15 protein-coding genes and 1 pseudogene are annotated in these 22,330 nt (G+C 60.5%); 9 read left to right on the top strand and 7 right to left on the bottom strand.

What is annotated here, in order from left to right:
* Nucleotides 1-4 precede the first annotated feature (4 nt).
* Together hslJ and WLO32_RS10495 are read right to left on the bottom strand one after the other, a co-directional pair.
* A complete protein-coding gene (hslJ, locus tag WLO32_RS10500; RefSeq protein ID WP_435945142.1) occupies nt 5-430 on the bottom strand; it encodes a heat shock protein HslJ in 426 nt (141 codons plus the stop codon).
* Between the two features lie 132 nt (nt 431-562).
* Nucleotides 563-1,553: pseudogene (locus WLO32_RS10495) on the bottom strand (2-hydroxyacid dehydrogenase).
* Nucleotides 1,554-1,767: 214 nt separating this feature from the next.
* Between WLO32_RS10495 and WLO32_RS10490 the strand changes: the two are divergent.
* From WLO32_RS10490 to WLO32_RS10480, 3 genes are read left to right on the top strand one after another with little or no spacing between them, the layout of a single operon-like run.
* Nucleotides 1,768-4,410 carry a YdbH family protein gene (locus WLO32_RS10490; protein ID WP_435945141.1) on the top strand — a complete coding sequence of 881 codons (2,643 nt, stop codon included), beginning with the start codon at nt 1,768-1,770 and terminating at the stop codon, nt 4,408-4,410.
* Entirely contained in the window at nt 4,407-4,598 is a 192-nt protein-coding gene (locus WLO32_RS10485) for a YnbE family lipoprotein (protein WP_121268278.1), read from the top strand. Before WLO32_RS10490 ends, WLO32_RS10485 begins: the two co-directional genes overlap by 4 nt.
* Nucleotides 4,599-4,611: 13 nt before the next feature.
* Nucleotides 4,612-4,935: a YdbL family protein gene (locus WLO32_RS10480; protein WP_435945140.1), complete on the top strand. Its 324-nt coding sequence runs from the start codon at nt 4,612-4,614 to the stop codon at nt 4,933-4,935.
* A gap of 70 nt (nt 4,936-5,005) precedes the next feature.
* On the opposite strand, the gene WLO32_RS10475 is transcribed toward WLO32_RS10480, so the two are convergent.
* Nucleotides 5,006-5,692 carry a GntR family transcriptional regulator gene (locus tag WLO32_RS10475; RefSeq protein WP_435945139.1) on the bottom strand — a complete coding sequence of 229 codons (687 nt, stop codon included), beginning with the start codon at nt 5,690-5,692 and terminating at the stop codon, nt 5,006-5,008.
* A gap of 95 nt (nt 5,693-5,787) precedes the next feature.
* Nucleotides 5,788-6,537 (bottom strand): bifunctional NADP-dependent 3-hydroxy acid dehydrogenase/3-hydroxypropionate dehydrogenase YdfG, encoded by a 750-nt coding sequence (gene ydfG, locus WLO32_RS10470; protein WP_435945138.1) that lies wholly within the window; start codon nt 6,535-6,537, stop codon nt 5,788-5,790.
* Nucleotides 6,538-6,894: 357 nt separating this feature from the next.
* Here ydfG and guaD point away from each other — a divergent pair, with 357 nt between their 5' ends.
* Genes guaD through dcp form a run of 5 tightly spaced genes read left to right on the top strand, consistent with a single transcriptional unit; the run spans nt 6,895 to nt 14,844 of the window.
* Entirely contained in the window at nt 6,895-8,226 is a 1,332-nt protein-coding gene (guaD, locus tag WLO32_RS10465; RefSeq protein WP_435945137.1) for a guanine deaminase, read from the top strand.
* A complete protein-coding gene (gene xdhA, locus WLO32_RS10460) occupies nt 8,223-9,662 on the top strand; it encodes a xanthine dehydrogenase small subunit (RefSeq protein ID WP_435945136.1) in 1,440 nt (479 codons plus the stop codon). Before guaD ends, xdhA begins: the two co-directional genes overlap by 4 nt.
* Nucleotides 9,652-11,997: a xanthine dehydrogenase molybdopterin binding subunit gene (xdhB, locus tag WLO32_RS10455; RefSeq protein ID WP_435945135.1), complete on the top strand. Its 2,346-nt coding sequence runs from the start codon at nt 9,652-9,654 to the stop codon at nt 11,995-11,997. The genes xdhA and xdhB overlap by 11 nt, the downstream gene beginning before the upstream one ends.
* Nucleotides 11,994-12,761, top strand: a complete 768-nt coding sequence (gene xdhC / locus WLO32_RS10450) for a xanthine dehydrogenase accessory protein XdhC (protein ID WP_435945134.1) — start codon at nt 11,994-11,996, stop codon at nt 12,759-12,761. The genes xdhB and xdhC overlap by 4 nt, the downstream gene beginning before the upstream one ends.
* 37 nt (nt 12,762-12,798) lie before the next feature.
* Nucleotides 12,799-14,844, top strand: coding sequence for a peptidyl-dipeptidase Dcp (dcp, locus tag WLO32_RS10445; protein WP_435945133.1), 2,046 nt, complete (start codon nt 12,799-12,801; stop codon nt 14,842-14,844).
* Between the two features lie 51 nt (nt 14,845-14,895).
* Here dcp and WLO32_RS10440 read toward each other — a convergent pair whose 3' ends face one another.
* Genes WLO32_RS10440 through WLO32_RS10430 form a run of 3 tightly spaced genes read right to left on the bottom strand, consistent with a single transcriptional unit; the run spans nt 14,896 to nt 21,399 of the window.
* Nucleotides 14,896-17,067: a virulence factor SrfC family protein gene (locus tag WLO32_RS10440; protein ID WP_435945132.1), complete on the bottom strand. Its 2,172-nt coding sequence runs from the start codon at nt 17,065-17,067 to the stop codon at nt 14,896-14,898.
* Nucleotides 17,064-20,036: a virulence factor SrfB gene (locus WLO32_RS10435; protein WP_435945131.1), complete on the bottom strand. Its 2,973-nt coding sequence runs from the start codon at nt 20,034-20,036 to the stop codon at nt 17,064-17,066. Before WLO32_RS10435 ends, WLO32_RS10440 begins: the two co-directional genes overlap by 4 nt.
* Before the next feature lie 4 nt (nt 20,037-20,040).
* On the bottom strand, nt 20,041-21,399 hold the full coding sequence (locus WLO32_RS10430) for an SrfA family protein (RefSeq protein WP_435945130.1): 1,359 nt from the start codon (nt 21,397-21,399) through the stop codon (nt 20,041-20,043).
* 184 nt (nt 21,400-21,583) lie between these two features.
* On the opposite strand from WLO32_RS10430, the gene WLO32_RS10425 reads away from it, so the two are divergent.
* The gene (locus WLO32_RS10425; RefSeq protein WP_435945129.1) at nt 21,584-22,300 is read left to right on the top strand and encodes a glutamine amidotransferase; all 717 of its coding nucleotides are present in this window, start codon (nt 21,584-21,586) and stop codon (nt 22,298-22,300) included.
* Nucleotides 22,301-22,330 lie beyond the last annotated feature (30 nt).

The following is a 22,330-nucleotide window of genomic DNA, read 5'->3' as shown; positions in this document are numbered from 1 at the left end:
CCAATCAGTTGACCAGATCGGCCAGTTTATACACCAGGGTATGCTGGCTGGTTTTCAGCGTCAGCTGCTGCTGGCTGAGGTTCACCTTCGCGCCGGCGGTCAGCATATCGTTAATCATCCGATCGAGCTGGTTAAGCTGCGGTTCGACGCACAGCATCATGGTCATGCCCAGCCCCTTCGCCTTCAGGGTATTGTCGGCAAGCGTCGCCTGCCCCATAAAGCGGTTACACATGCTGCCTGCAATATGCATATTTTCCCCGAAGCTCAGCTCCGGCAGACGCTTGATGCCTGCCAGCGGCTTGCCGTCCACGCTTTGTAAAACGTAGCGGTGGTGCTGCAGATCCTGCGCGGTGACGTTTTCCCTGTCGCCGGACCGGGCGCAGCTGGCCAGTACCATGGTCGCCAGCAGCAGTGAGGCTAATTTTTTCATCTCTTCTCCTTAAGTTATTCGTTTCATCAATGAGTTGGCGCCACTGTGGCAAAATCCGCGCCCGACTACAAGCCCGTAAATCTTAAAAACAACGCCGATCCGCTGTCAGGCGAACCGGCGTGAGGCTTGCTATCAGTTTACCTGGTTTGCGCAGGGTTCGCCGTTTTCAAGCTGGCGCAGGTTTTCCAGCGTCGTCTCGGAGATGCTGGTTAGCGCTTCGGCCGTCAGGAACGCCTGGTGGCCGGTAAACAGCACGTTGTGGCAGGCGGACAGGCGACGGAACACGTCATCCTGGATAACGTCGTTAGACTTATCCTCAAAGAACAAATCGCGTTCGTTCTCATACACGTCCATGCCCAGCGAGCCGATTTTCTGCGTCTTCAGCGCTTCGATGGCCGCCTGCGAGTCGATCAGGCCGCCGCGGCTGGTATTCACGATCATCACGCCGTCTTTCATCTGTTCAAAGGCGGTGCGGTTTAACAGATGGTAGTTCTCCGGCGTCAGCGGACAGTGCAGGGAAATAACGTCCGCCTGCGAAAAGAGCGTCGGCAGGTCGACGTATTCCACGCCCAGCTCCAGGGCCCGCCGCGCTCGGATAGGGGTCAAACGCCAGCAGACGCATGCCGAAGCCTTTCAGTATGCGCAGCGCCGCAAGGCCAATTTTACCTGTACCGACGACGCCCGCGGTTTTACCGAACATGGTAAAGCCCGTCAGTCCTTCAAGCGAGAAATTGGCGTCGCGGGTGCGCTGGTAGGCGCGGTGAATGCGGCGGTTCAGACACATCATCATGCCCACGGCATGCTCGGCTACCGCTTCCGGGGAATAGGCCGGCACGCGCACCACCGGCAGGCCGAGCTCTTTCGCCGCGTCTAAATCCACGTTGTTGAAACCGGCGCAGCGCAGGGCGATAAACTTCACGCCCTGGTTTTTAAGCTCTTCAAGCACCGGGCGGCTGCCGTCGTCGTTGACGAAAATACAAACGCCGTCGCAACCGTGTGCGGTTTTGGCGGTTTTCTCAGTTAACAAAAAGTCATAAAATTCGAGTTCAAAGCCATATTCATGGTTAACATTCTCCAGATACTTTTTGTCGTACTGTTTTGTGCTATACACGGCCAGTTTCATAAGACTTTTCTCCAGAAAGATTTTAGAGTCAAATTACCACGCTTAAAATTTTCTTACAATTCTTAAAAAATAGTTTTCGCAAGCGGCGCAGGCCCGCTGTTTATCGCTCATCTAAGCTTAGACGATGGCGTTGACTTCACGCCCGGCCCGAATCGTGCCAGAATCATCGCATACTTCGGCATAAATTGTCGCTGAATCAGGATATTAACCACCCATGAAGGGTAAATATAAAGTCATTATCGCCCTCGCGTTGATTCTTATTTTGCTGCCGCTGGCGCTGCTGTTGACCATCGCCCACTGGCTGCCGACGCTTGCCGGTATCTGGCTTCCGCAGGGCACGCGCATCGCCATGGAGGCCAGCCCCCGCCTGAGCCGCGGGGCGATTATTATCCCCGATCTGCGCTATCTGGCAGGGGACTGCGAGCTGGCGAACCTGAAAAACGCGACGCTCAGCCACCCGAGCCGCTGGCGACTTCACGTGAACGAACTCACTCTGAATCCTGACTGCATCGGCAAAATCCCCGCAGCCAGTTCCGGCCCCGCCGCGCCGCGCACGCTCGCCGAATGGCAGGCGATGCTGCCCAATACGCTGCTGACCATCGATAAAATGAACGTCACGCCGTGGCAGCAGTTTGCCGGTGGGCTGCGCGTCTCGCTGACGCCAGACCAGCAGGAGGTGCATTATTCCGGACCGCTGCTCAGCCTTGACGCGAAGCTAAAAGGGCAGACGCTTGAGCTGCAGCAGCTGAAAATCGGCGCCTTTGAAGGCATGGACCCCGTTGAGCTGGTCGGCACCTTCACGCTGCCGCTGGTGCCGAACGGTTTGCCGGAGCAGGGGCGGGTGACTACCGCGCTGCGTATCCCGCAGGAGCCTGAGCTTATCAACGCGGTGCTTGACTGGCATGAAGACCAGGGCGCCTTAACGCTGCGCAAAGCGGGCGACGGCGAAACGCTGGTCTCTTTGCCCTGGACCCTCAGCCAGCAGATTTTCGAAATTAACGGCGGGCAGTGGTACTGGCCGTATCAGGGCTTCCCGCTGCGCGGCGGCATCGCCCTGCGCGTGGATAACTGGCAGCAGGGGCTGGAAAACGCCACCGTCAGCGGACGCATGAACGTGGTGACGCAGGGCAAAGCGGGCAAGGGCAACGCGGTGCTGAACATCGGCCCGGGCAGGCTGAGCATGACAAACAGCGCGCTGCCGCTACAGCTGACCGGCGAAGCCAAGCAGGACGCGCTCGTTTTCTATGCGGTACTGCCCGGCGAGCTAAGCGGCGCCCTGACCGACCCGCAGCTGCTGTTCCGTCCGGGCGCGCTGCTGCGCTCCCGCGGGCGGGCGGTTGACTCGCTGGATATCGACGAAATCCGCTGGCCGCTGGCGGGGGTGCTGCTCACGCAAAGGGGCGTGGACGGGCGCCTGCAGGCTATTATTCGTGCTCATGAAAATGAAATGGGCAATTTTGTCTTACATCTTGACGGCAAAGCCGACAATTTTCTGCCTGACGCGGGGCTGTGGCAGTGGCGCTACTGGGGCAGCGGCGCCTTCACGCCGATGAACGCCCGCTGGGACGTGAGTGGCAAAGGCGAATGGCGCGACAGCGTTATCGAACTGACCTCGCTGTCAACCGGCTTCGATAAACTGCAGTACGGCTCCATGCTGATGAACAAGCCGCGTCTGGCGCTGGAAAAACCCGTGCGCTGGCAGCGGGCGCAGGGACAGGCTTCATTTAGCGGCGCCCTGTCGCTGGATGCAGGAAGCACGACCTTTACCGGCGGCAGCGTTTTACCCGCCTCAACCCTGAAGTTCAGCCTTGAGGGCGAAAATCCCTCTTCGTTTCAGTTTAAGGGCGACCTCCATGCGGGAGACATTGGCCCGGTGCGCGTTATGGGCCGCTGGGACGGAGAGCGTCTGCGCGGCAACGCCTGGTGGCCGAAACAGACGCTGACCGTTTTCCAGCCGTTGATCCCGCCTGACTGGAAGATGGATCTGAAAGACGGCGATCTCTATGCGCAGATCGCCTTTTCCGCCGCGGGCGACCAGGGCTTTGAAGCCGGCGGGCACGGCGTAGTGAAGGGCGCAAGCGTCTGGCTGCCGGATAATCAGATCAACGGCGTTGATTTTGTATTGCCGTTTCGTTTTAGCCACTCAACCTGGCATCTTGGCACGCACGGCCCGGTAACCCTGCGCATCGGCGAAGTAAAAAACCAGGTCACCGCGCAAAATATTACCGCCGACCTTGAAGGCTGGTATCCGTGGAGCGATACGCAGCCGCTGACGCTAAGCAACGTCAGCGTTGACGTGCTGGGGGGCAAAATCATCATGCAGCAGCTGCGTATGCCGCAGCGGGACGCCGCGCTGCTCCGGCTTGAGGATATTTCCTCAAGCGAGCTGGTCAGCGCGGTGAACCCCAAGCAGTTTACGATGTCCGGACGCGTCAGCGGCGCGCTGCCGCTGTGGCTGAACCATCCGCAGTGGATTATCAAAGACGGCTGGCTTACCAACCCGGGCGCCCTGACATTCCGCATGGACAAAGATATGGCGGACGCCATCGTCGCCAATAATATGGCGGCGGGCGCGGCCATAAACTGGCTGCGCTACATGGAGATTTCGCGCTCGTGGACGAAAATTAACCTGGATAATCTGGGCGTGGTGACGATGAGCGCAAGCGTAACGGGGATAAGCCACGTGGAAGGCAAGAAAAATACCGTCAATCTCAACTATACCCATCAGGAAAACCTTTTTACGCTGTGGCGCAGCCTGCGCTTTGGCGACAATTTACAGAACTGGCTGGAACAACACGCCGCGCTGCCCGGTTCGCGCTGTCAGACACCCGACGAAGCATGTGAGGAAAGACCATGAAAATTTTTATCGCCGCAGGGCTCGCGGCCGCAACGCTGACGCTTTCGGGCTGCACGCCGCGCATTGAGGTCGCCGCGCCGAAAGAGCCCATCACCATTAATATGAACGTGAAAATAGAGCACGAAATTCATATCAAGGTGGATAAGGACGTGGAAAGCCTGCTTAAAAGCCGCAGCGATCTGTTCTGATGAGGAATAAGCAATGAAAACCTTACTCAAAGGCGCGCTGGCCTTGACCCTGCTTGTTAGCCAGCCGCTGTTGGCCATTACGCTAAACGAGGCCCGCCAGCAGGGGCTGGTAGGGGAAACGCTAAGCGGCTACATCGCGCCGATTAAGCAGGATAAAGAGACGCTGGCGCTGGTGAAAAGCATCAACGACGCAAGGGCGGCGCACTATCAGCAGCTGGCCGACAACAACAATATTTCGGTGGATGAAGTGGCGAAGCTCGCCGGACAAAAGCTGGTGACGCGCGCGCCGCCGGGGGAATATGTGCGCGGCATCAACGGGCAGTGGATGAAAAAGTAGCGGTAAACACGCGGCGTTAATCCTCTTTCCAGGGAGAGCCTGGCTTCCGGCAGAGGATATCGCGGACAATTTACTCTTCGCTAAACCAGTCGCTGTTTTCCTGGCGGATCAGCAGGATCGACTGGCTGATCTCGTGCAGATGGCGGTGCATGGCCTGATCCGCCTCGTTTTCATCGTGCTTTTTAAGCCCTTCGAAAATAGCGTAATGCTGCGCCAGCAGCATGTCCGGCGGCGAAACGTGGTCAAGGCTCATATAGCGCACGCGGTCCATGGTCGCTTTAATGTTTTCAATGGTATCCCACGCCAGGCGGCAGTCGGCCACCAGCGCCAGCCGCTCATGGAACTCATCGTCAAGCTGGAAGAAATCGTCAAGCTGCGCGCGTTCAATGGCGACGCGCTGCTGGCTTAACAACTGCTCAAGCATATACAGGTCGCCGTCCGTCACCCTGCCTGCGGCGCGTTTCACGACGGCGCGCTCAATGGCTTCGCGAATAAAGCAGCCGTTCTTCACGTGGGTAACGGAGATTTTATTGACGTAGGTGCCGCGCTGGGGGCGAATCTGCACCAGCCCCGTTTCCGCAAGCTTAATAAAAGCTTCCCGTACGGGCTGGCGGGAGACGTCAAAGCGAACGGAAACTTCTTTCTCCGAAAGCGGGGTGCCGGGCGGAATCAAACAATGAACAATGTCACTACGCAAAATGCGATAAATTTGCTGGTTAACAGGCTGCGTAGGGTTAAGAACCGAAGATGAAGGCATGACTTTGTTTCTTATTTAGAAAAACCTAAGCAAATTTAACACTTTTTTACCCAATCTCCCATACCCGGACGCCACAGCCGGGTATGGGAAGGCCGTTATTCTTCGCGGTGCACGCTAAGGCCGGCGAAGGTCTGGCTGACGGGCATCATTTCAAGGGTGTTGATATTGACGTGTTTTGGCAGCGTCGCCACCCACCAGACGGCTTCCGTCACGTCTTCCGGGGTCAGCGGATTGGCGTTTTCATAGGTTTTATCCGCCTTGCCGTCGTCGCCTTTAAAGCGCACGTTGGAAAACTCGGTGCCGCCGACGAGGCCGGGTTCGATATCGGTTACGCGAATGGCCGTCTTATGCAGATCGGTGCGCAAATTCAGGCTGAACTGGCGTACAAAGGCTTTGGTCGCGCCATAAACGTTGCCGCCGGCGTACGGCCAGCTGCCCGCGGTGGAGCCAATATTAATGATGTGCCCGCGGTTGCGTTCTACCATCCCCGGCAAAACGGCGCGGGTCATATACACCAGGCCTTTATTATTGGTGTCGATCATCGTTTCCCAGTCGTCGGGGTCGGCCTTATAAGCCGGCTCCATCCCCAGCGCCAGGCCGGCGTTATTCACCAGGATATCGATGCTGCGCCATTCGGCCGGCAGCTGTGCGATAGCCTGCTCGATAGCGGCGCGGTCGCGAACGTCAAGCTGCAGCGTCAGCACGCTGTCGCCCAGCTCGTCTTTCAGCTCCCGCAGGCGCTCCTGACGACGGCCGGTGGCGATAACCTGATGACCATTTTGCACAAAACGACGGGTGATGCTTTCACCAAAGCCAGCGGTGGCGCCGGTTACCATAATAATCATGTCACTGTTCCTCAACGCTTTTATGTCGTAACACCTTAGCACGCTAGCCGGGACTTACAACACTGATGTTGCAAGCGCCGCGCGCTGTACGCTTCTGGTGCAGCGGTAGGGCGAAATTGCCACTTTCAGGTGCAACAAACGTAGCGTATTTCTCGCTCGGCCATGTTTATGCGCCCAGGCAACCGATTGCTGAGAAAAGCAACCGTTTGCATCGGCCAAATCTTTCTTTCGGCGGGCAAATAGCCGTCTTTAAGTATTCAAGTGATTGTTTATTAAGGATTTAAAGTTAAATCAAAGATTGGCATCAACATTGCTATAACTAAATAACTCCTTCCGAATTTATAAACAGGTGCTGCGATGGTGGTTAATTACACGCAAGCGATACGCGGGCAGTTCTTCGATATTACCCAGGTGTGCGCATCGGCGGAAAATCTGGCGGCCAGCGCCCGCCATATTGCCGATGGCCTGCTGTTTCTGAATGAGGGCGTCATTGCAGCGCTCGTGCCGTGGCAGGAAGGACGCCTGCTGCTGCGTAGCGAAAGGGACTATCTCGATTATCGCGGCAGGCTCATTCTGCCGGGTTTTGTTGATTGCCATATCCACTATCCGCAGGCGGAAATGATTGGCGCCTACGGCGAACAGCTTCTCGACTGGCTGCAAACCTACACCTTCCCCGTGGAAAGCCAGTACGTCAGCCACGACCACGCCGTGCGGATGTCGGACTTTTTCCTCAGCCAGCTGCTCAGCAACGGCACCACCAGCGCGCTGGTGTTTGGCACCGTGCATCCACAGTCTGTAGACGCGCTGTTTAACGCGGCGGAGCAAATCGGCATGCGCATGATCGCCGGCAAGGTGATGATGGACAGAAATGCGCCGGACTATCTGACCGAAACCCCGGAGGAAAGCTACCGGCAGACGCGTGAGCTGATTTTACGCTGGCATAAACGCGGCCGCCTGAATTACGCCTTAACGCCGCGCTTCGCGCCGACCTCCACGCCGGAACTGCTGGCCGTCGTGCAAAAGCTGCGGGAAGAGTTTCCGGATATCTGGGTTCACACGCACCTGAGTGAAAACCGCGACGAAGTGGAGTGGGTGAAAGCGCTGTGGCCCGAGCACGACAGCTATCTGGACGTTTATCATCACTACAGCCTTACCGGCAAACGCAGCGTGTTTGCCCACGGCGTGCACCTGCAGGAGTGCGAGTGGGATTGCCTGCATCGCACCGGCTCCTCGCTGGCTTTTTGCCCGACGTCCAACCTGTTTTTAGGCAGCGGCCTGTTTAACTTAAAACGCTGCCGGCAGAAGGGCGTGCGCATGGGGATCGGCACCGATATCGGGGCGGGCACGACCTTCAATATGCTGCAGACCCTGGCCGAAGCGTACAAGGTCGCGCAGCTGCAAAGCTACCGCCTGTGCGCCAGCGAAGCCTTCTACCATGCCACGCTGGGCGGCGCGCACGCGCTGGATCTGGACGCAAAAATCGGTAATTTTCAGGCCGGGAAAGAGGCGGATTTTGTGGTGATCGATCCCGCCGTGACGCCGCTGCAAAAGCTGCGCTACGCCAACAGCAGCGATATCTACGAAAAGCTGTTTGTGCTGATGATGCTCGGAGACGACCGCAATATCTGGCAGACGTGGGTAGATGGCAAACGCGTCTGGCAGCGCGGCGCGCTGGAGGTGGCCGCATGATCCGCTTCCTGCTTAATCAAACGCTGAAAACCCTTGCCGATGTCGATCCGAACACCACCGTGCTCAACTGGCTGCGGGGAACTGAACACCGCTGCGCAAGTAAAGAAGGCTGCGCCTCCGGGGATTGCGGAGCCTGCACCGTAGTGCTGGGCCGCGTCGACGGCGATAAGCTGCGCTACGACACGGCAAACAGCTGTATCACGCTTATCAGCCAGCTCGACGGCAAGCAGCTGCTGACGGCGGAAGACCTTGAGGAAAACGGCGAGCTGCATCCGGTGCAGCAGGCGATGGCGGACTGCCATGCTTCCCAGTGCGGCTTCTGCACGCCGGGCTTTGTCATGTCGGTCTTCGCGCTGCAGAAAACGCAGGCCGCGGCAGAACGCCACGACATTGAACAGCATCTTGGCGGAAATCTGTGCCGCTGTACCGGCTATCGCCCGATTATCGAGGCCGCAGGCATAGCCTGCAATACGCACGAAGATCGCTTTACCCGCGCCGAGCCGCAAACCGTCGCCCGCCTCAAAGAGATAGCCAGCCGCGATACGGCAACCTTAGCCGCCGCCGACAGGAGCTGCCTGCTGCCAAAAAACCTTCCGGCGCTGGCGCAGCTTTACGCGCAGCATCCACAGGCCAGGCTGCTGGCAGGCGGAAGCGATCTGGCCCTGAGCATCACCCAGCAGTACCAGCAGCTTCCCTTGCTGATTGGCTTAGGTCAGGTTGAGGAGCTCAAAACCATCGCCGTCAGCGAGGAGGAAATTCGCATCGGCGCCGCGGCCACGCTGCAGGAATGCGGACGGGCGCTGGAAACTGCGCTGCCCGCGCTGGCGAAAGCGCTGGAGCGATTCGCCTCGCGGCAGGTGCGCAACCACGCAACCATGGGCGGCAATCTCGCCAACGCTTCCCCCATCGGCGACTGCGCGCCGATGCTGCTGGCGCTGGATGCCGAGCTGGAGCTGCGCAAAGGCGATGCCACCCGCAGGCTGCCGCTGGATAACTTTTTCCTCGGCTATCGCCAGACCGCTCTGGAAGCGGGGGAGTTTATCACCCGCATCATCATTCCTCGCGTGACAGTGTCACACGAATTTGCCGCATGGAAAGTGTCTAAACGCCGGGAGGACGATATTTCTACCGTCTTCGGCGCGTTTAACCTGCACGTCAGCGAAGGCGTAGTGAAGAGCGCGAGAATCGCCTTCGGCGGAATGGCCGCGACGCCCGCGCGTGCCGTTCGCTGTGAACAGGCGCTTTCCGGGCAACCGCTAAACGAGCAGACGCTGGCGGCGGCTAACCTGGCGCTGGCGGCGGACTTCCGGCCCCTGAGCGATTTTCGCGGCAGCGGAAGCTATCGCCTCGCCGTTGCGCAAAATCTGTTACGCCGCCTGATGCTGCGGCAGACCAACACCGGCCAGATGCTGGAGGTAGAAGACTATGTCCGTTAACCCCGCCCGCCTCACGGAGCAGGCACTGATCGAACAGTTCTCCCGGCAGCTGAACGGCGGCGCGGGGCGCAGCCGCAAGCATGAAAGCGCCGATAAGCACGTGAGCGGCAAGGCGGAATATATCGACGACAAGCCCACCTTGCCCGGCCTGCTGCATCTGTGTCCGGTGCTGAGCGAGCACGCCCACGCGAAAATAGTGAATATCGACATCAGCGCGTGCCTGGCGGTGCCCGGCGTGGTTCGCGTCTTCAGCTGGCGGGACGTGCCGGGCGAGCTGGATATCGGGCCGCTGGCGCCCGGCGATCCGCTGTTTGCCGCAGATATCGTGGAGTACCACGGGCAGGTTGTGCTGACCGTCGCCGCCGACACGCAGCAGGCCGCGCGCGCCGCGGCGCAGCTTGCCAGAATCGACTATGAGATCCTGGAGCCGGTGCTCGACGTCGAAGAGGCGCTAAAGCGCGAAAGCTATGTTGAAGCGCCGCACGTTCACCAGCGCGGCGATGCTAAAAATGCGCTGGCCGTGGCGAAGCACCGCATTCGCGGGCAGTTCCATATCGGCGGCCAGGAGCACTTCTACCTGGAAGGGCAAATCGCCATGGCGCAGCCGGGCGAAGACGGCTGCGTGCTGGTCTGGTCGTCCACCCAGCATCCGACGGAGGTGCAAAAGCTGGTGGCTTCGGTGCTCGGGGTGACGATGAACAAAGTCACCGTGGATATGCGCCGCATGGGCGGCGGCTTCGGCGGTAAAGAGACCCAGGCCGCAAGCTTTGCCTGTCACGCCGCGCTGGCGGCGACGCTGACCGGACGGCCGGCCAAAATGCGTGTTTCCCGGCGCGACGATATGCGCATCACCGGTAAACGGCACCCGTTCTTCGTGCGTTACGACGTAGGTTTTACCGACGAAGGCCTGCTCAACGGCGTCATTATCGATCTGGCGGCAAACTGCGGCTATTCGCTGGATCTCTCCGGATCGATTTGCGACCGCGCCATGTTCCACGCCGACAACGCCTACTACCTTGGGGACGCGCTGATTACCGGCTATCGCTGTCGCACAAACCTTGCCTCCAACACGGCCTACCGGGGTTTTGGCGGCCCGCAGGGCATGATGGCCATTGAACAGATCATGGACCACATAGCGCGCGAGCTGGGTCTGGACCCGCTGGAGGTCCGCAAACGCAATTATTATGGCGACGGCGAACGCAACGTCACCCATTACCATCAGAGGGTCGAACATAACCTGCTGGCGGAAATCACCCGCCAGCTTGAGCAAAGCGCCGATTATGCCTTGCGGCGCGCCGAGATTGCGGCGTTCAACCGCCGCAGCCCGGTGCTGAAACGCGGGCTTGCGCTGACGCCGGTCAAGTTCGGCATCTCTTTTACCGCAGGCTTCCTCAACCAGGCCGGGGCGCTGATTGTGATTTATACCGACGGTACCGTGCAGCTCAACCACGGCGGCACCGAGATGGGGCAAGGGCTGAACACCAAAGTGGCGCAGGTGGTCGCGGAAGTGCTGCAAATTGCGCCGGAGCAGATTCAGGTATGCGCGACCAGCACGGGCAAAGTGCCTAACACCTCGCCGACGGCGGCGTCTTCCGGCGCGGATCTGAACGGGAAAGCCGCTGAAATCGCGGCGCTAACCATTAAAGAGCGTCTGAGCGAGATGCTCGCCCGGCTGCATAACTGCGAGGCCGAACAGGTGCAGTTCCGCAACGGCGTGATAAAGGTGCCCGGACATCATTTCAGCTTTGCTGAAGTGGCCAACATGGCCTGGCTTAACCAGGTGCCGCTTTCCGCGACGGGCTTTTACAAGGTGCCGGGCGTTCACTACGACCGCGCCGCCGGGCGCGGCCAGCCGTTTTATTATTTTTCCTACGGCGCGGCCTGTTCGGAAGTGATAGTGGACACCCTGACCGGCGAATATCGCCTGCTGCGTACCGATATTCTTCACGATGTCGGCCGCTCCCTGAACCCGGCGCTGGATATCGGGCAGATAGAAGGCGGCTTTGTACAGGGCGCAGGCTGGCTGACCTGCGAGGAGCTGGTGTGGAGCGAGAAAGGAAGGCTGCTGACCGACAGCCCGATGAGCTATAAAATTCCGGCGATCGGCGACGCGCCGCCAGACCTGCGCGTAAGCCTGCTGGCCAACCACGCCAATCCGCAGCAAACGGTCTACCGCTCAAAGGCGGTTGGCGAGCCTCCCTTTATGTTAGGCATTTCCGTGTGGTGCGCCCTGCAGGACGCGGTCGCCAGCGTTGGCGCTTATCGGAAACATCCGCTGCTGGACGCGCCGGCTACGCCGGAGCGCGTCTTCTGGGGCTGCCAGGAGGCCACATGAACGACGAGTGGATTAGCGTTCTGATGCAGCTGCGCGAGCGCCGCGAACCCTGCGTGCTGTTAACCCTGCTGGAGGATAAAGGCTCGGTGCCGCGTAACGGCGGCACAAAAATGGTGGTCGGGCTGGAACAGGCCTGGCTGACGCTTGGCGGGGGAAACCTGGAATTTCAGTGCATCGCCATAGCGCGTGAAATGCTGGCGGATGGCGCCGCCCCGCGCACCGAACATTTCAACCTCGGCGCCCGTCTGGGCCAGTGCTGCGGCGGCATGACCGCGGTGCTGTTTGAACCGCTGATTCAGCCGCAGCCGCAAATTATCGTCTTCGGGGCAGGCCACGTCGGCAAAGCGCTGGTCTCGCTGCTGGCAACGTTACCCTGTCACGTCACCTGGGTGGACGAACGCCAGGAGCAGTTCACCCAGGTGCCGGCGGGCGTTAAAGCGCTACATGTGGAAGATCCCCTGGATGCCGTTACCGCCGCCGCGGCGCAGAGCTATTTTATCGTTATGACCCATCACCATCCGCGGGATTTAGAGTTAGCTGAAGCCATTCTGAAACGCGGCGACTACCGCTATTTCGGCCTGATTGGCTCCCGCACCAAACGCCAGCGTTTCGAGTATCGCCTGGCGGGTAAAGGCATCGATGCCCGGCAATTAAGCACCATGCGCTGCCCGGTCGGGCTGCCCGATGTCAAAGGAAAACTGCCGGCGGAAATCGCCGTGGCCATCGCGGCGGAGATTATTGCCGTGTACCAGGGGGCGGCATAAGCTATAAAAGGAAACTTTTCTTATTCGGGAGTGAAGCATGCAGACGGACAACCCGTTTTACCACGTCAGTTTATTGCCGTACCAGGCCCCGCCTTTCGATCGGATCGATGATCACCATTACCGGCCGGCGTTTGACGAAGCGAAACGCCGGCGGCTCGGGGAGGTGGCGCTTATCACTCAGAATCTTGACGCGCCGACCTTTGAAAACACTATTCTCGCGCTTGAGCAAACCGGACAAATGCTCGCGCGCGTCACCAGCGTCTTTTTTGCCATGACGGCGGCGCACACCAACGACTATCTGCAACAGCTGGATGAAGAGTTCGCCAGCGAACTGGCGGAGCTTAATGATGAAATTCGGCTCAACGAGGCGCTTTTTACGCGCATCGACGCGGTTTACCAGCAGCGTGATGCGCTGGATCTGGACGCCGAATCCCTGCGCCTTGTGGAGGTTGTCTGGCAGCAGTTCAAGCTTGCCGGCGCTACCTTAAATGACCGGCAAAAAAACCGTCTGAAACAGCTTAATAAAGAAGCGGCGCAGCTAAGCAGCCAGTTTAATAACCGCCTGCACGCGGCGGGCAAGGCCGCAGGGCTGGTGGTGGATTACGCCCATCAGCTTGAAGGCTTAAGCAGCAGCGAAATCGCCGCGGCAAAACAGGCGGCGGTTGATAAGGGCCTTGCCGATCGCTGGCTGATCCCGCTGCTGAACTTCACCCAGCAGCCCGCTCTGCAGTCGCTCACCGACCGCCAGACGCGTGAAAACCTCTTTAATGCGGGCTGGGAACGCACGCAGCGCAACGACGAGCACGACACCCGCGCCATAGTGGCAAGGCTGGCAACGCTGCGCGCGGAGCAGGCGCAGCTGCTGGGCTTTGAGAATTACGCGGCCTGGAAAATTGCCGATCAGATGGCGAAAACGCCGGACGCCGCGCTCGCCTTTATGCGCAATATCGTGCCTGCGGCGACGAGCCGTGCGCTGCGCGAGCTGAAGGATATTCAGCAGGTTATCGACGAGCAGCAGGGCGGATTTAAGGCCGAAGCCTGGGACTGGGCCTTTTACGCCGAGCAGGTCCGGCGCGCGAAATACGATCTCGACGAGGCGCAAATCAAACCCTATTTCGAACTCAACGGCGTGCTGGAGAACGGCGTGTTCTGGGCGGCAAGCAGGCTGTTCGGCCTGAGCTTTGTCGAGCGGTTTGATATCCCGATCTACCATCCTGACGTGCGCGTGTGGGAGATTTTCGACCGCGACGGGCGCGGTATGGCGCTATTCTACGGCGACTATTTCGCCCGCGACAGCAAAGGCGGCGGCGCCTGGATGGGCAACTTTGTCGAACAATCGACCCTGTTTGAAAACGCCCCGGTGATTTACAACGTCTGCAACTATGTGAAACCGGCGGCCGGCGAACCGGCGCTGATCTCCTGGGACGAAGTAGTGACGCTGTTCCACGAGTTCGGCCATACGCTGCACGGCCTGTTTGCTACCCAGCGTTACGCCACGCTTTCCGGCACCAATACGCCGCGCGATTTTGTCGAATTCCCGTCGCAAATCAACGAGCACTGGGCGCGCCAGCCCGAAGTCTTCGCCAACTACGCCCGTCATTACCAGACGGGCGAACCCATGCCTGAAGCGCTGCGTGAAAAACTCTTCACCGCCGCGCAGTTCAACAAAGGCTATGACATGACGGAGCTGCTGGCCGCAGCGCTGCTGGATATGAACTGGCACAGCCTGGCGCCGGGCGCGGACGTAACCGACGTGACGCGCTTTGAAACCGCAGCGCTGGAAAAAGAGCGCATCAACCTGCCGGAGGTGCCTCCTCGCTACCGCAGCAGCTATTTTGCGCATATCTTTGGCGGCGGCTACGCGGCGGGCTATTACGCCTATATCTGGACGCAGATGCTGGCCGACGACGGCTATCAGTGGTTCGTGGAGCAGGGCGGCTTAACCCTGCAGAACGGGCAGAGATTCCGCGAAGCGATTTTGTCGCGGGGAAACAGCAGCGATCTCGCGCAGCTTTATCGCGACTGGCGTGGGCACGATCCTTACAGCGAACCGATGCTGAAAAACCGTGGATTAAGCGAGTAGTTTGCAGGCTAAAAAGAAACCGGGCGCAGTGCCCGGTTTTGCGTTTAGAGATCAGCGCTTGCCGGAAGCGTTACTCAGCAGCCCACGTAATTTCTCACGATGCAGATCGCTGACGTCGTGCGGATGGCGATAGCCGATATTCTCCACCGCGCGGGTATACAGCGCCACCAGCCAGTCGTAAACGTAGCTTGCGTTGCCGCGCGCGGGCGTTTCACCAAGCTTCGTCAGGCGCCTGGACGCCTGCGCCTGGGCCGCCGGAGCAAACACCGCCGCGCCTTTGTTCACGCGGCTTGCCGGGCGCTCAGCCTGCGGAACGCCGGCATAGCCGAGCCAGTTGACGAAGTCCCCCAGCACGTTGCCGGCGCAGGTGATTTCCTGGGCCATGCTTCCATCGCCGGCCTGCAAAGAGGTTGCAAGCACGCCCGGCAGATCCAGACGGTAGCTCGTCACGATCAGCAGATCGCAAAGGGCGTGAAGCTGGGCGTTATCCAGCCCGAAAAGCTGCGCGACTTCCGTCCGCTGCGCCAGCTGACGCAGATGCGTGACCCACAGCTGATGAACCTCAGAGGCGTAGCTCAGGGTATGAACGTTGCCCGCATCTTCGCCTGCATCGTCGGCAAACAGATCGATATCCAGCTGGAAGCCGGCCGGCTTTTTCGCCAGCTGCTGCTGATGGCGCTGCCAGCGCTGCTGCAGGGCGTGACGCTCCGGCACCAGGCCTGCCAGCAGTTCGCCGTGCAGCGCCGCTTTTGCCTGCAGCGCCCGCACTAACTCTTCGGCCCGCCGGCGCGCCGTTTCGGGCGTAACCTCATCCGGCGCGCTGAACCGCAAGAAGACCTCAAGAGTTTGCGCCTCAAGCTCGCTTTGCAGCAGCGCTGCGCGCTGGGCGCGGCGTTCGCCGTTGACCGCATCGGTCAGCCACTCCAGCAGACGATGCATATTACGGCTGTCCAGCGCCTGCAGTGTGCCCCAACGTTTTCCGGCCTGGCCGATTAAACGCTGCACGCCGTCGTCCATGCTTACCCCGCTGGTAAAACGGGCGTCGAACGGGGTGATCGTCCAGATCAGGCCCGGCAGGGTGGCCTGAGCGCCCTGGGTCGTATCTACCCAGCGGGCAAGCGCTTTGCCCGCGGATTTCACCTCCGCCCGCCCGGCAGCGGCGTTGCACACCAGCAGCGTATCCGGCAGCAGGCGGTCGGTATAGTAGTCAAGCTGCGCGAGCGGGATATCGATGATGTCCACGTCGCCGAGGGCCGGGGCATTGCTTAACGTCAGGCAAACCTCCGCGCAAAGCGCCAGCAAATCCTGCTGCGCGAGGCTTACGGGCGAGCCCGCCTCGTTACCCGACAGCGGGCAGATCATCACGTCGGCCTGCGGCTCCGGCTCCTCGGGCGTGGCCGGGATCAGAAAACCCTCGGCGGGCAGCAGGAAAGTGTCGACCAGCAGGCTCGCGGGTGCGAGGAAGCGCGTCGTTTCGCCAATGTGGTGCAGCGTGTCGCTAAGGTGCTGCCAGCGGGCCGTCAGGCTGGCGTCATCGCCCCACAGCATGGCCAGCAGCGAAACGCGGTCGGAGGCGGTAAGCCAGGGGAGCAGGTCGGCCATTTGCTGCCAGAGCGCGCCGTCAAGATGGTGCTGACGACGCAGCTGCCCGTGATAACAGCGGGCAATATCGGCGACCTGCTGGCTGGACATGCCGGCCACGGCCTGCGCCTGGCGCCTGCTTTGCAGCTCGGCGATGCGCGCCGCTATGGTGCTGGATTGCGCGACGCGCGGTTCCGGCTGCGCGTGATATTCGCGGATTAGCCGCTGCGCCACGTCACTTTCGCTAAACAACGTCAGCAGCAGCGGGAAATTCTCGGCGGCCGGAGCCTCTTTCGTGGTAAAGCGCACGGCAGGCGTCGCGGCGCAGTGCCCCGGATGAATATGCGTCAGGTAATCGAGGGTTTTTTCACCCAGCGTAACCTCAATGCGCCCGGCGTGATTGGCCAGCAGCGCGCTGAGCAAATGGTGCTTGCCGGCAATGGAATGCCCGTATAAACCCAGGGTTAACGGCCGGGCGGACAACGCCGCAAGCCGATGCTGGCGGCGCTGCAAAGGCAGCAGCTGCGCTAAAAGGCCGTCGGCCTCGTTGTCTAATAGCGGGGCATGAGCACGCGTATCCTGGATCCAGTCCGCCAGCTTATGCAGCAGCGCTTGTTGTCGGCTCGGGGTTGGCAGATTCATTTTTGGTAGACGCTCCCGCTGTCAATCCAGTAGTGGCTGGCGCCGCTGTAGCTGCCGGCCAGGGTATTGAGTTTAAAACTTAGCTGGTTGAGCGGCACCTTGCTGCCGTCCTGCAGCCAGGCTTCCGCCAGCACGAAGGCGTCGGCCTCGCGCGTTTGCTGCAAACGCACGTTCAGCACGCCGTCGCCCGCGATGGACTTGGCCAGGGAGGCGGAGTTGATCGCCAGCGTATAAAGCGGCGTGGCGGGCCAGCGGGCGTTATCCAGCTGGCGAAAGCCGAGGCAGGCATTGCCGCGTAGCGGGAAGTGCAGGCGGGTGTCCAGCGTGGCCTTCGGATTGTCGAGGTCGATATCGCGATACCAGACGTTTTCTTCGCTCAGCACGTTATTCCCGTCGAGCATCCCGAGGTAGCGCACGGTAGAATAGGCCTGAATATCAGCGGCCTTGAAGTTAAAGCCCGGCAGCCGCAAATCCATCGCCAGGCTGCACAGCATGGCGCCTACGGCCGCGGTCGATTTCGGGTTGCCGATGCGCCCCTGCTGGCTGAACGGATACCATTCATGCGTCTGGTAGTTATCGAGCCAGACGATACGGTTTACCGGCACCGGCTGAAGATGGCGCAGCAGCGCCTGCACGCCCGGCAAGCAGGCGGGACGGCCCGTCACCAGCAGCACGTCGCAGCAGTAGTGGCCGATAACTTCGCACAGCGCCTGCAGCGGCGCGGTGAGCGTGAACTGCCCGGCCATCAGCGCTTCGCGCAAAGAGGCAAACTCCACCTGCATCGGAACGCTGAACAGATCGAACGCCGGAGCGTCGGCCGGCAGCGCGTGCTGTACGGCCTGCTGCACGTAGTTGATAACGTTGTCGGTTGGGCGCGCGCTCAGCAGCTCGCCGAAGGTGGCCTCAAGGCCCGCCTGGCGATCGTCAGGATCGCTGTTTTCCCAGGCGTTAAGTATGGCGTGGCCGAGCGGAATAAACAGCTGCAGGGCGGTTTGCTGACGTAGCGTACCGCGGGTGTCCATGCGTCCTGATTCGCCAAACAGCGTGGTCATTAAGCCGGTGACGTCGGCAACCCCCGCCTGGTGAATTTTCGCCTGCAGAGCCGGCAGCACGCAGCGCTGGATGACGTCCAGCAGAATGTCGTCTCCGGCGACCTTGAACCCTTCGCGGAACAGCAGGCGCGGGGCGATCTTCACGTTGCTGCCCACGCCGTCATCGAGCTGGTACTGGGTGATGGCCATATCCGTGGTGCCGCCGCCAATATCAATGGAGGCGACGCGCAGGGTTTTTCCTGCGGGTTCATCTTCGCCGAGCAGGCGATCCGGGCGCGCCAGGCTTTTGAAGAAGACGCCGCTTTGTCCGGCGTAATTCACAATAGCTTCGTTATACAGCCAGACGAGCTGGCCGCAGGTGGCTTCGTCCCACTCCATATGCACATCCGGCACCGGCACGACGCTTTTTTCTTTGTCGCGCGCAAGGTCGAAACCTTCGTCCGCCGGATGCCATTCCATCGCTTTCCATACCAGGCCTACGGCTTCGCGCATTCTCTGGCTGAACAGCTCGCGCTCCTGTTTTGGCATGGCGGAAGGCAGGGTGAGGATCAGGTTGCGCAGCTGGCGGGGAGCGTTTAGGTGGCCCATGCTCTGGCGCGAGCCGACGCTGTTAATTTGCATCAGCGCCTGGGACAACAGTTCGCAGAGCATCAGCGTCATCAGCGAGCTGCGGCTGTACTGCGGCGAGAACACCGGCAAACGTTCCTCCATCGGCAGGCTGTAGAGCGGCTGGCCGTCGTCGTTCATCAGGTTCATCAGCGGGAAGGCGGTGGCGAGCGGCTCGCGCTGGGTTTTTACCCCCATCTGGCTAAAGCGCCAGTCCTGGCCTGCCGGGGTTTCGTCCCACAGATAGCGGCGCGGGCTGGAAATGCCGCTGGCGCCTTCCGTACCAAGACGTTCGCTGGCCATGCGCCGCGCTTCGCTGCCCACGCGGGCGATGGACGGCCAGACGAAGGCGTCGTCGCGGCCGCTTTCCACCGAGAAATGCTGCTTGCCGAATTTGGCCTCCGAGAACTCAAGGCGGCTGGTAAACATCGCCTCGTTGATAAACTGCGGCTCGCTCAGGGAGCGGATTTGCAGCTCCGCCGTCTGGCGCAGGCCGTCGTTGGCTTCGCCGTGGTCTTCAATAAGCACGCCGCAGGTATGGGTGTTGCCCACGTCCAGCACCAGATCCACGGGGATCGCCGGGGACTGCAGGGTCGCGGCGACAATTTTCACTTCCGGCACGGCGAGCTGCGCGCCCAGCATTTCAAGAATATTCAGGTAGTGCGCCTGGTATTCGAACATCTTCATGGCGCTGGCGATTTCGCGCTCGCTGCGCGATTCATGGCGCGTGACGTACTGCGTGAAGACCTCGCGCAGCCAGCCGTCCACCCAGGTCTGATCGAGGAAATCGTGGATCTCCTGGTTCTGCCAGGCCAGAGCGAAGCGGGCGCCGTTGCGCACGTCGTTTTGCGTCGGCGCAAGGTGGGCCGCCGGGCTGTCGTCCGGGTAAGTTTTGGTGTCCAGCGCGATGCTGATGCGCACCGTGTTGCCCGCGGAGTCCGGCGTTTCAAGGCTGCGGATCTGCACCCGCGCCCAGTTGTCCGGCCCGCCGACAAAGGTGCGCGGCGGGTTGAAGCGCAGGAACGGCAGCGGCAGCCAGGTTTTATCCAGCACTTTCAGCGAGTGGCCGAGGGTCAGGGTGCTTTCGGGCCTGACCACTTCCGGCGCGCCGCCTGCGGTATCGGAGAGGGTAAATTTACCGGGCACCACGTCGTAATCGAGACGCAGCAGCGGGCCGTTAGCGGTTTTACGCACAAAACGCCCGGTGTGCGGGGCGTTTGGCTGGGGAGCGAGGCCGAAGTCCAGGAACTGGATGCCGCTGTCTTTAATGAGCGTAACGCTCGGCTTGTAGTGGAGCAGGTTGGCAAGCATAGGGTTAATCACTCACTTTTTTAAACGTCATCGGCACCACGGTGTCGCCTTCGTAGCGTCCGCTGCACTCGGCCACGCCGTTATCGCCCGGCCTGCAGGAAATCTCCGGCATCGGGTAGCGGGAGCCGTCGCTGCAGCGCGCGCTGCCGCGGGTTTTAATCATCAGCGTACCGGACTGCTGCAGGCCGGAGAATACCTCCACCTTACAGACAACGTTGTCGCCGTGCACCAGACGCGCGCTGCCTTTATTGTTGGCAATCTGATAGCGCAGGGTTGGCGGCTTGCCGGTCACGGGATCTTTCACATCAATCATTACGCGCCATGCGCCGTTGAGGAATTTGGTCGAACCGACTTTTAAGGCGTCGGCAGGCAGGACCAGCGCGTTTTTCGGTACGCTGACCGGCGCGGCGGGAGCTGCTTCAACCACAGGCTCGGGAGCCGTCACCACGGCGGCCTCGGTTAACGGCAGCTTCGATTTTTCAACCGCGGCGACGGGGGCGGCATTAACTGCCTGAATGACGGCGGGCTCAATCGGCTTTGGTTCAGGTTGCGCTTTCGCCACGGTTAAGGGTTGCGCAGCGGGAGCCGCCAGGTATTTGTAAGCCACGGGGGCGGCGATAAGCGCCAGCGCGGCGGCGGCCACGGGCAGTAGCCAGAGGCGCGCTTTCGGACGCGGGGCAGCCGGCTGCGGCGCCGGATTAGCCTGCGCGACTCTTCTTTCCGGCTCAGGCACGACCACGCGAGGCTGGGCGGTATAAACAAGAGGTTCGTCCGGTTCGCTAAGGACGATCTCTTTTATCGCGGCAGGCTCTGGCGCCAGCACAGGTTCGGCTTCCGGCAGCGCTGGTTCCGGAATAAAAGCAATTACCGGTTCCGCCGGCTCAGCGACGCGCAGGCAGTCCAGCACGTCTTCGCGCGCGCCCTGGTTGAGGTTTACAAAGCCCCAGAAGGTGATAACCGGCTTGCCGTCCACCAGATACACATGCTGGCTGCCGGGAAACTGCAGGGCGTTGGCGAGCAGCGAGCCGAATAGCTGAATGGCGGTTTTTTCCGCCTGCTGGCAGCGCTGAATAAGCGCGGCGACGTTCGCCTGGCAGTTATCCAGATAGCGCAGCGCTTTTTTACGCTGTTCGTCGCTTGCGGCGGCCCAGCTCAGCACGCTGCCTTCAAACGGCGCATACCAGTCGACCCGGTCGCCTTCATCGTCAGGCTGTGGAATGGCGAGGCTTTCCGCCACCGCATGCTGTTTCCGCAGGCGTAAGGTTTCGCGTATCTGCAGCGCCGAATCGAATACCGTCTGTCCGTTTTCGCCCAGCGCCAGGAAATCATCCAGGCATCCGCTGCGCAGTAATGTTTTTGCCACTTCAGTCATCCTGCCGTAACGACTCATTTCGAGCCATCTTCACGCGTTACATTCTACCGCCGCGTGCAGTAAGCAAACGGCGGAAGAGACGGCAAATTTTTCTAATTATTGGGGGATTGCGGTAACGACGCTGGATTTTGTGCTAATCATAAATCTCTTTCCCGATGTAAAGGACGCCGCAGAGATGACAGATCAACTCCCGTTATTACTGGTTCAGATGGGGCATCCGCCCGCGGATATTCGTGCGGCGGTGGGCGAGCAGCCGCAGTGGTTTCGCGCCGCCCTCGGCGATGCGTGCCCGGTGCGGGTCGTTTGCCCGTTTGAAGGCGAACCGCTGCCGGCAGCAGGCACATTCCGTGCGGCGGTGATTACCGGCTCCTGGGCGATGGTCACCGACCACGAAGAGTGGAGCGATCGCACGGCCGAATGGACGCGGGAAATGGTGCAGGCCGGCGTGCCGGTGCTGGGCGTATGTTACGGCCATCAGCTGATGGCCTGGGCGCTGGGAGGCGAGGTGGCTTACCATCCGCAGGGAAGCGAAGTGGGGCAGCTTGCCGTTTCGCTTAACGCGGCGGCGCGGCGCGACCCGCTGTTACAGGACCTGCCGGACAGCTTCGACGTCTTTCTTAGCCACGAGCAAAGCGTCATTACGCCGTCCCCCGGCGCAGTGGTGCTTGGTGTCTCCGGCCACGATGCGCACCAGATCATCCGCTATTCCCCGACGGCGCTGTCGGTGCAGTTTCATCCGGAATTTACCGCGCCGGTAATGAATAAAATCATCACCAGCCGCAGCGAAAGGGTCGCCATGAAGGGCAAAGACCGGGACGCGCTGCTGGCAAACGTCAGCGATACGCCGTTTTCGCGCGCCATTTTGCAAAGGTTTGAGCAGCTGACGCGTTGATCTGCGCTGGCCCGGCCAGAGAACGGTTTG

The sequence above is a fragment of the Dryocola mayonis genome (assembly GCF_051307045.1).
In the GTDB taxonomy this organism is placed as follows: Bacteria; Pseudomonadota; Gammaproteobacteria; order Enterobacterales; family Enterobacteriaceae; genus Dryocola.
The sequence above is the reverse complement of the archived record's forward strand: the minus strand, read 5'-3'. Positions and strand labels throughout refer to the sequence as shown.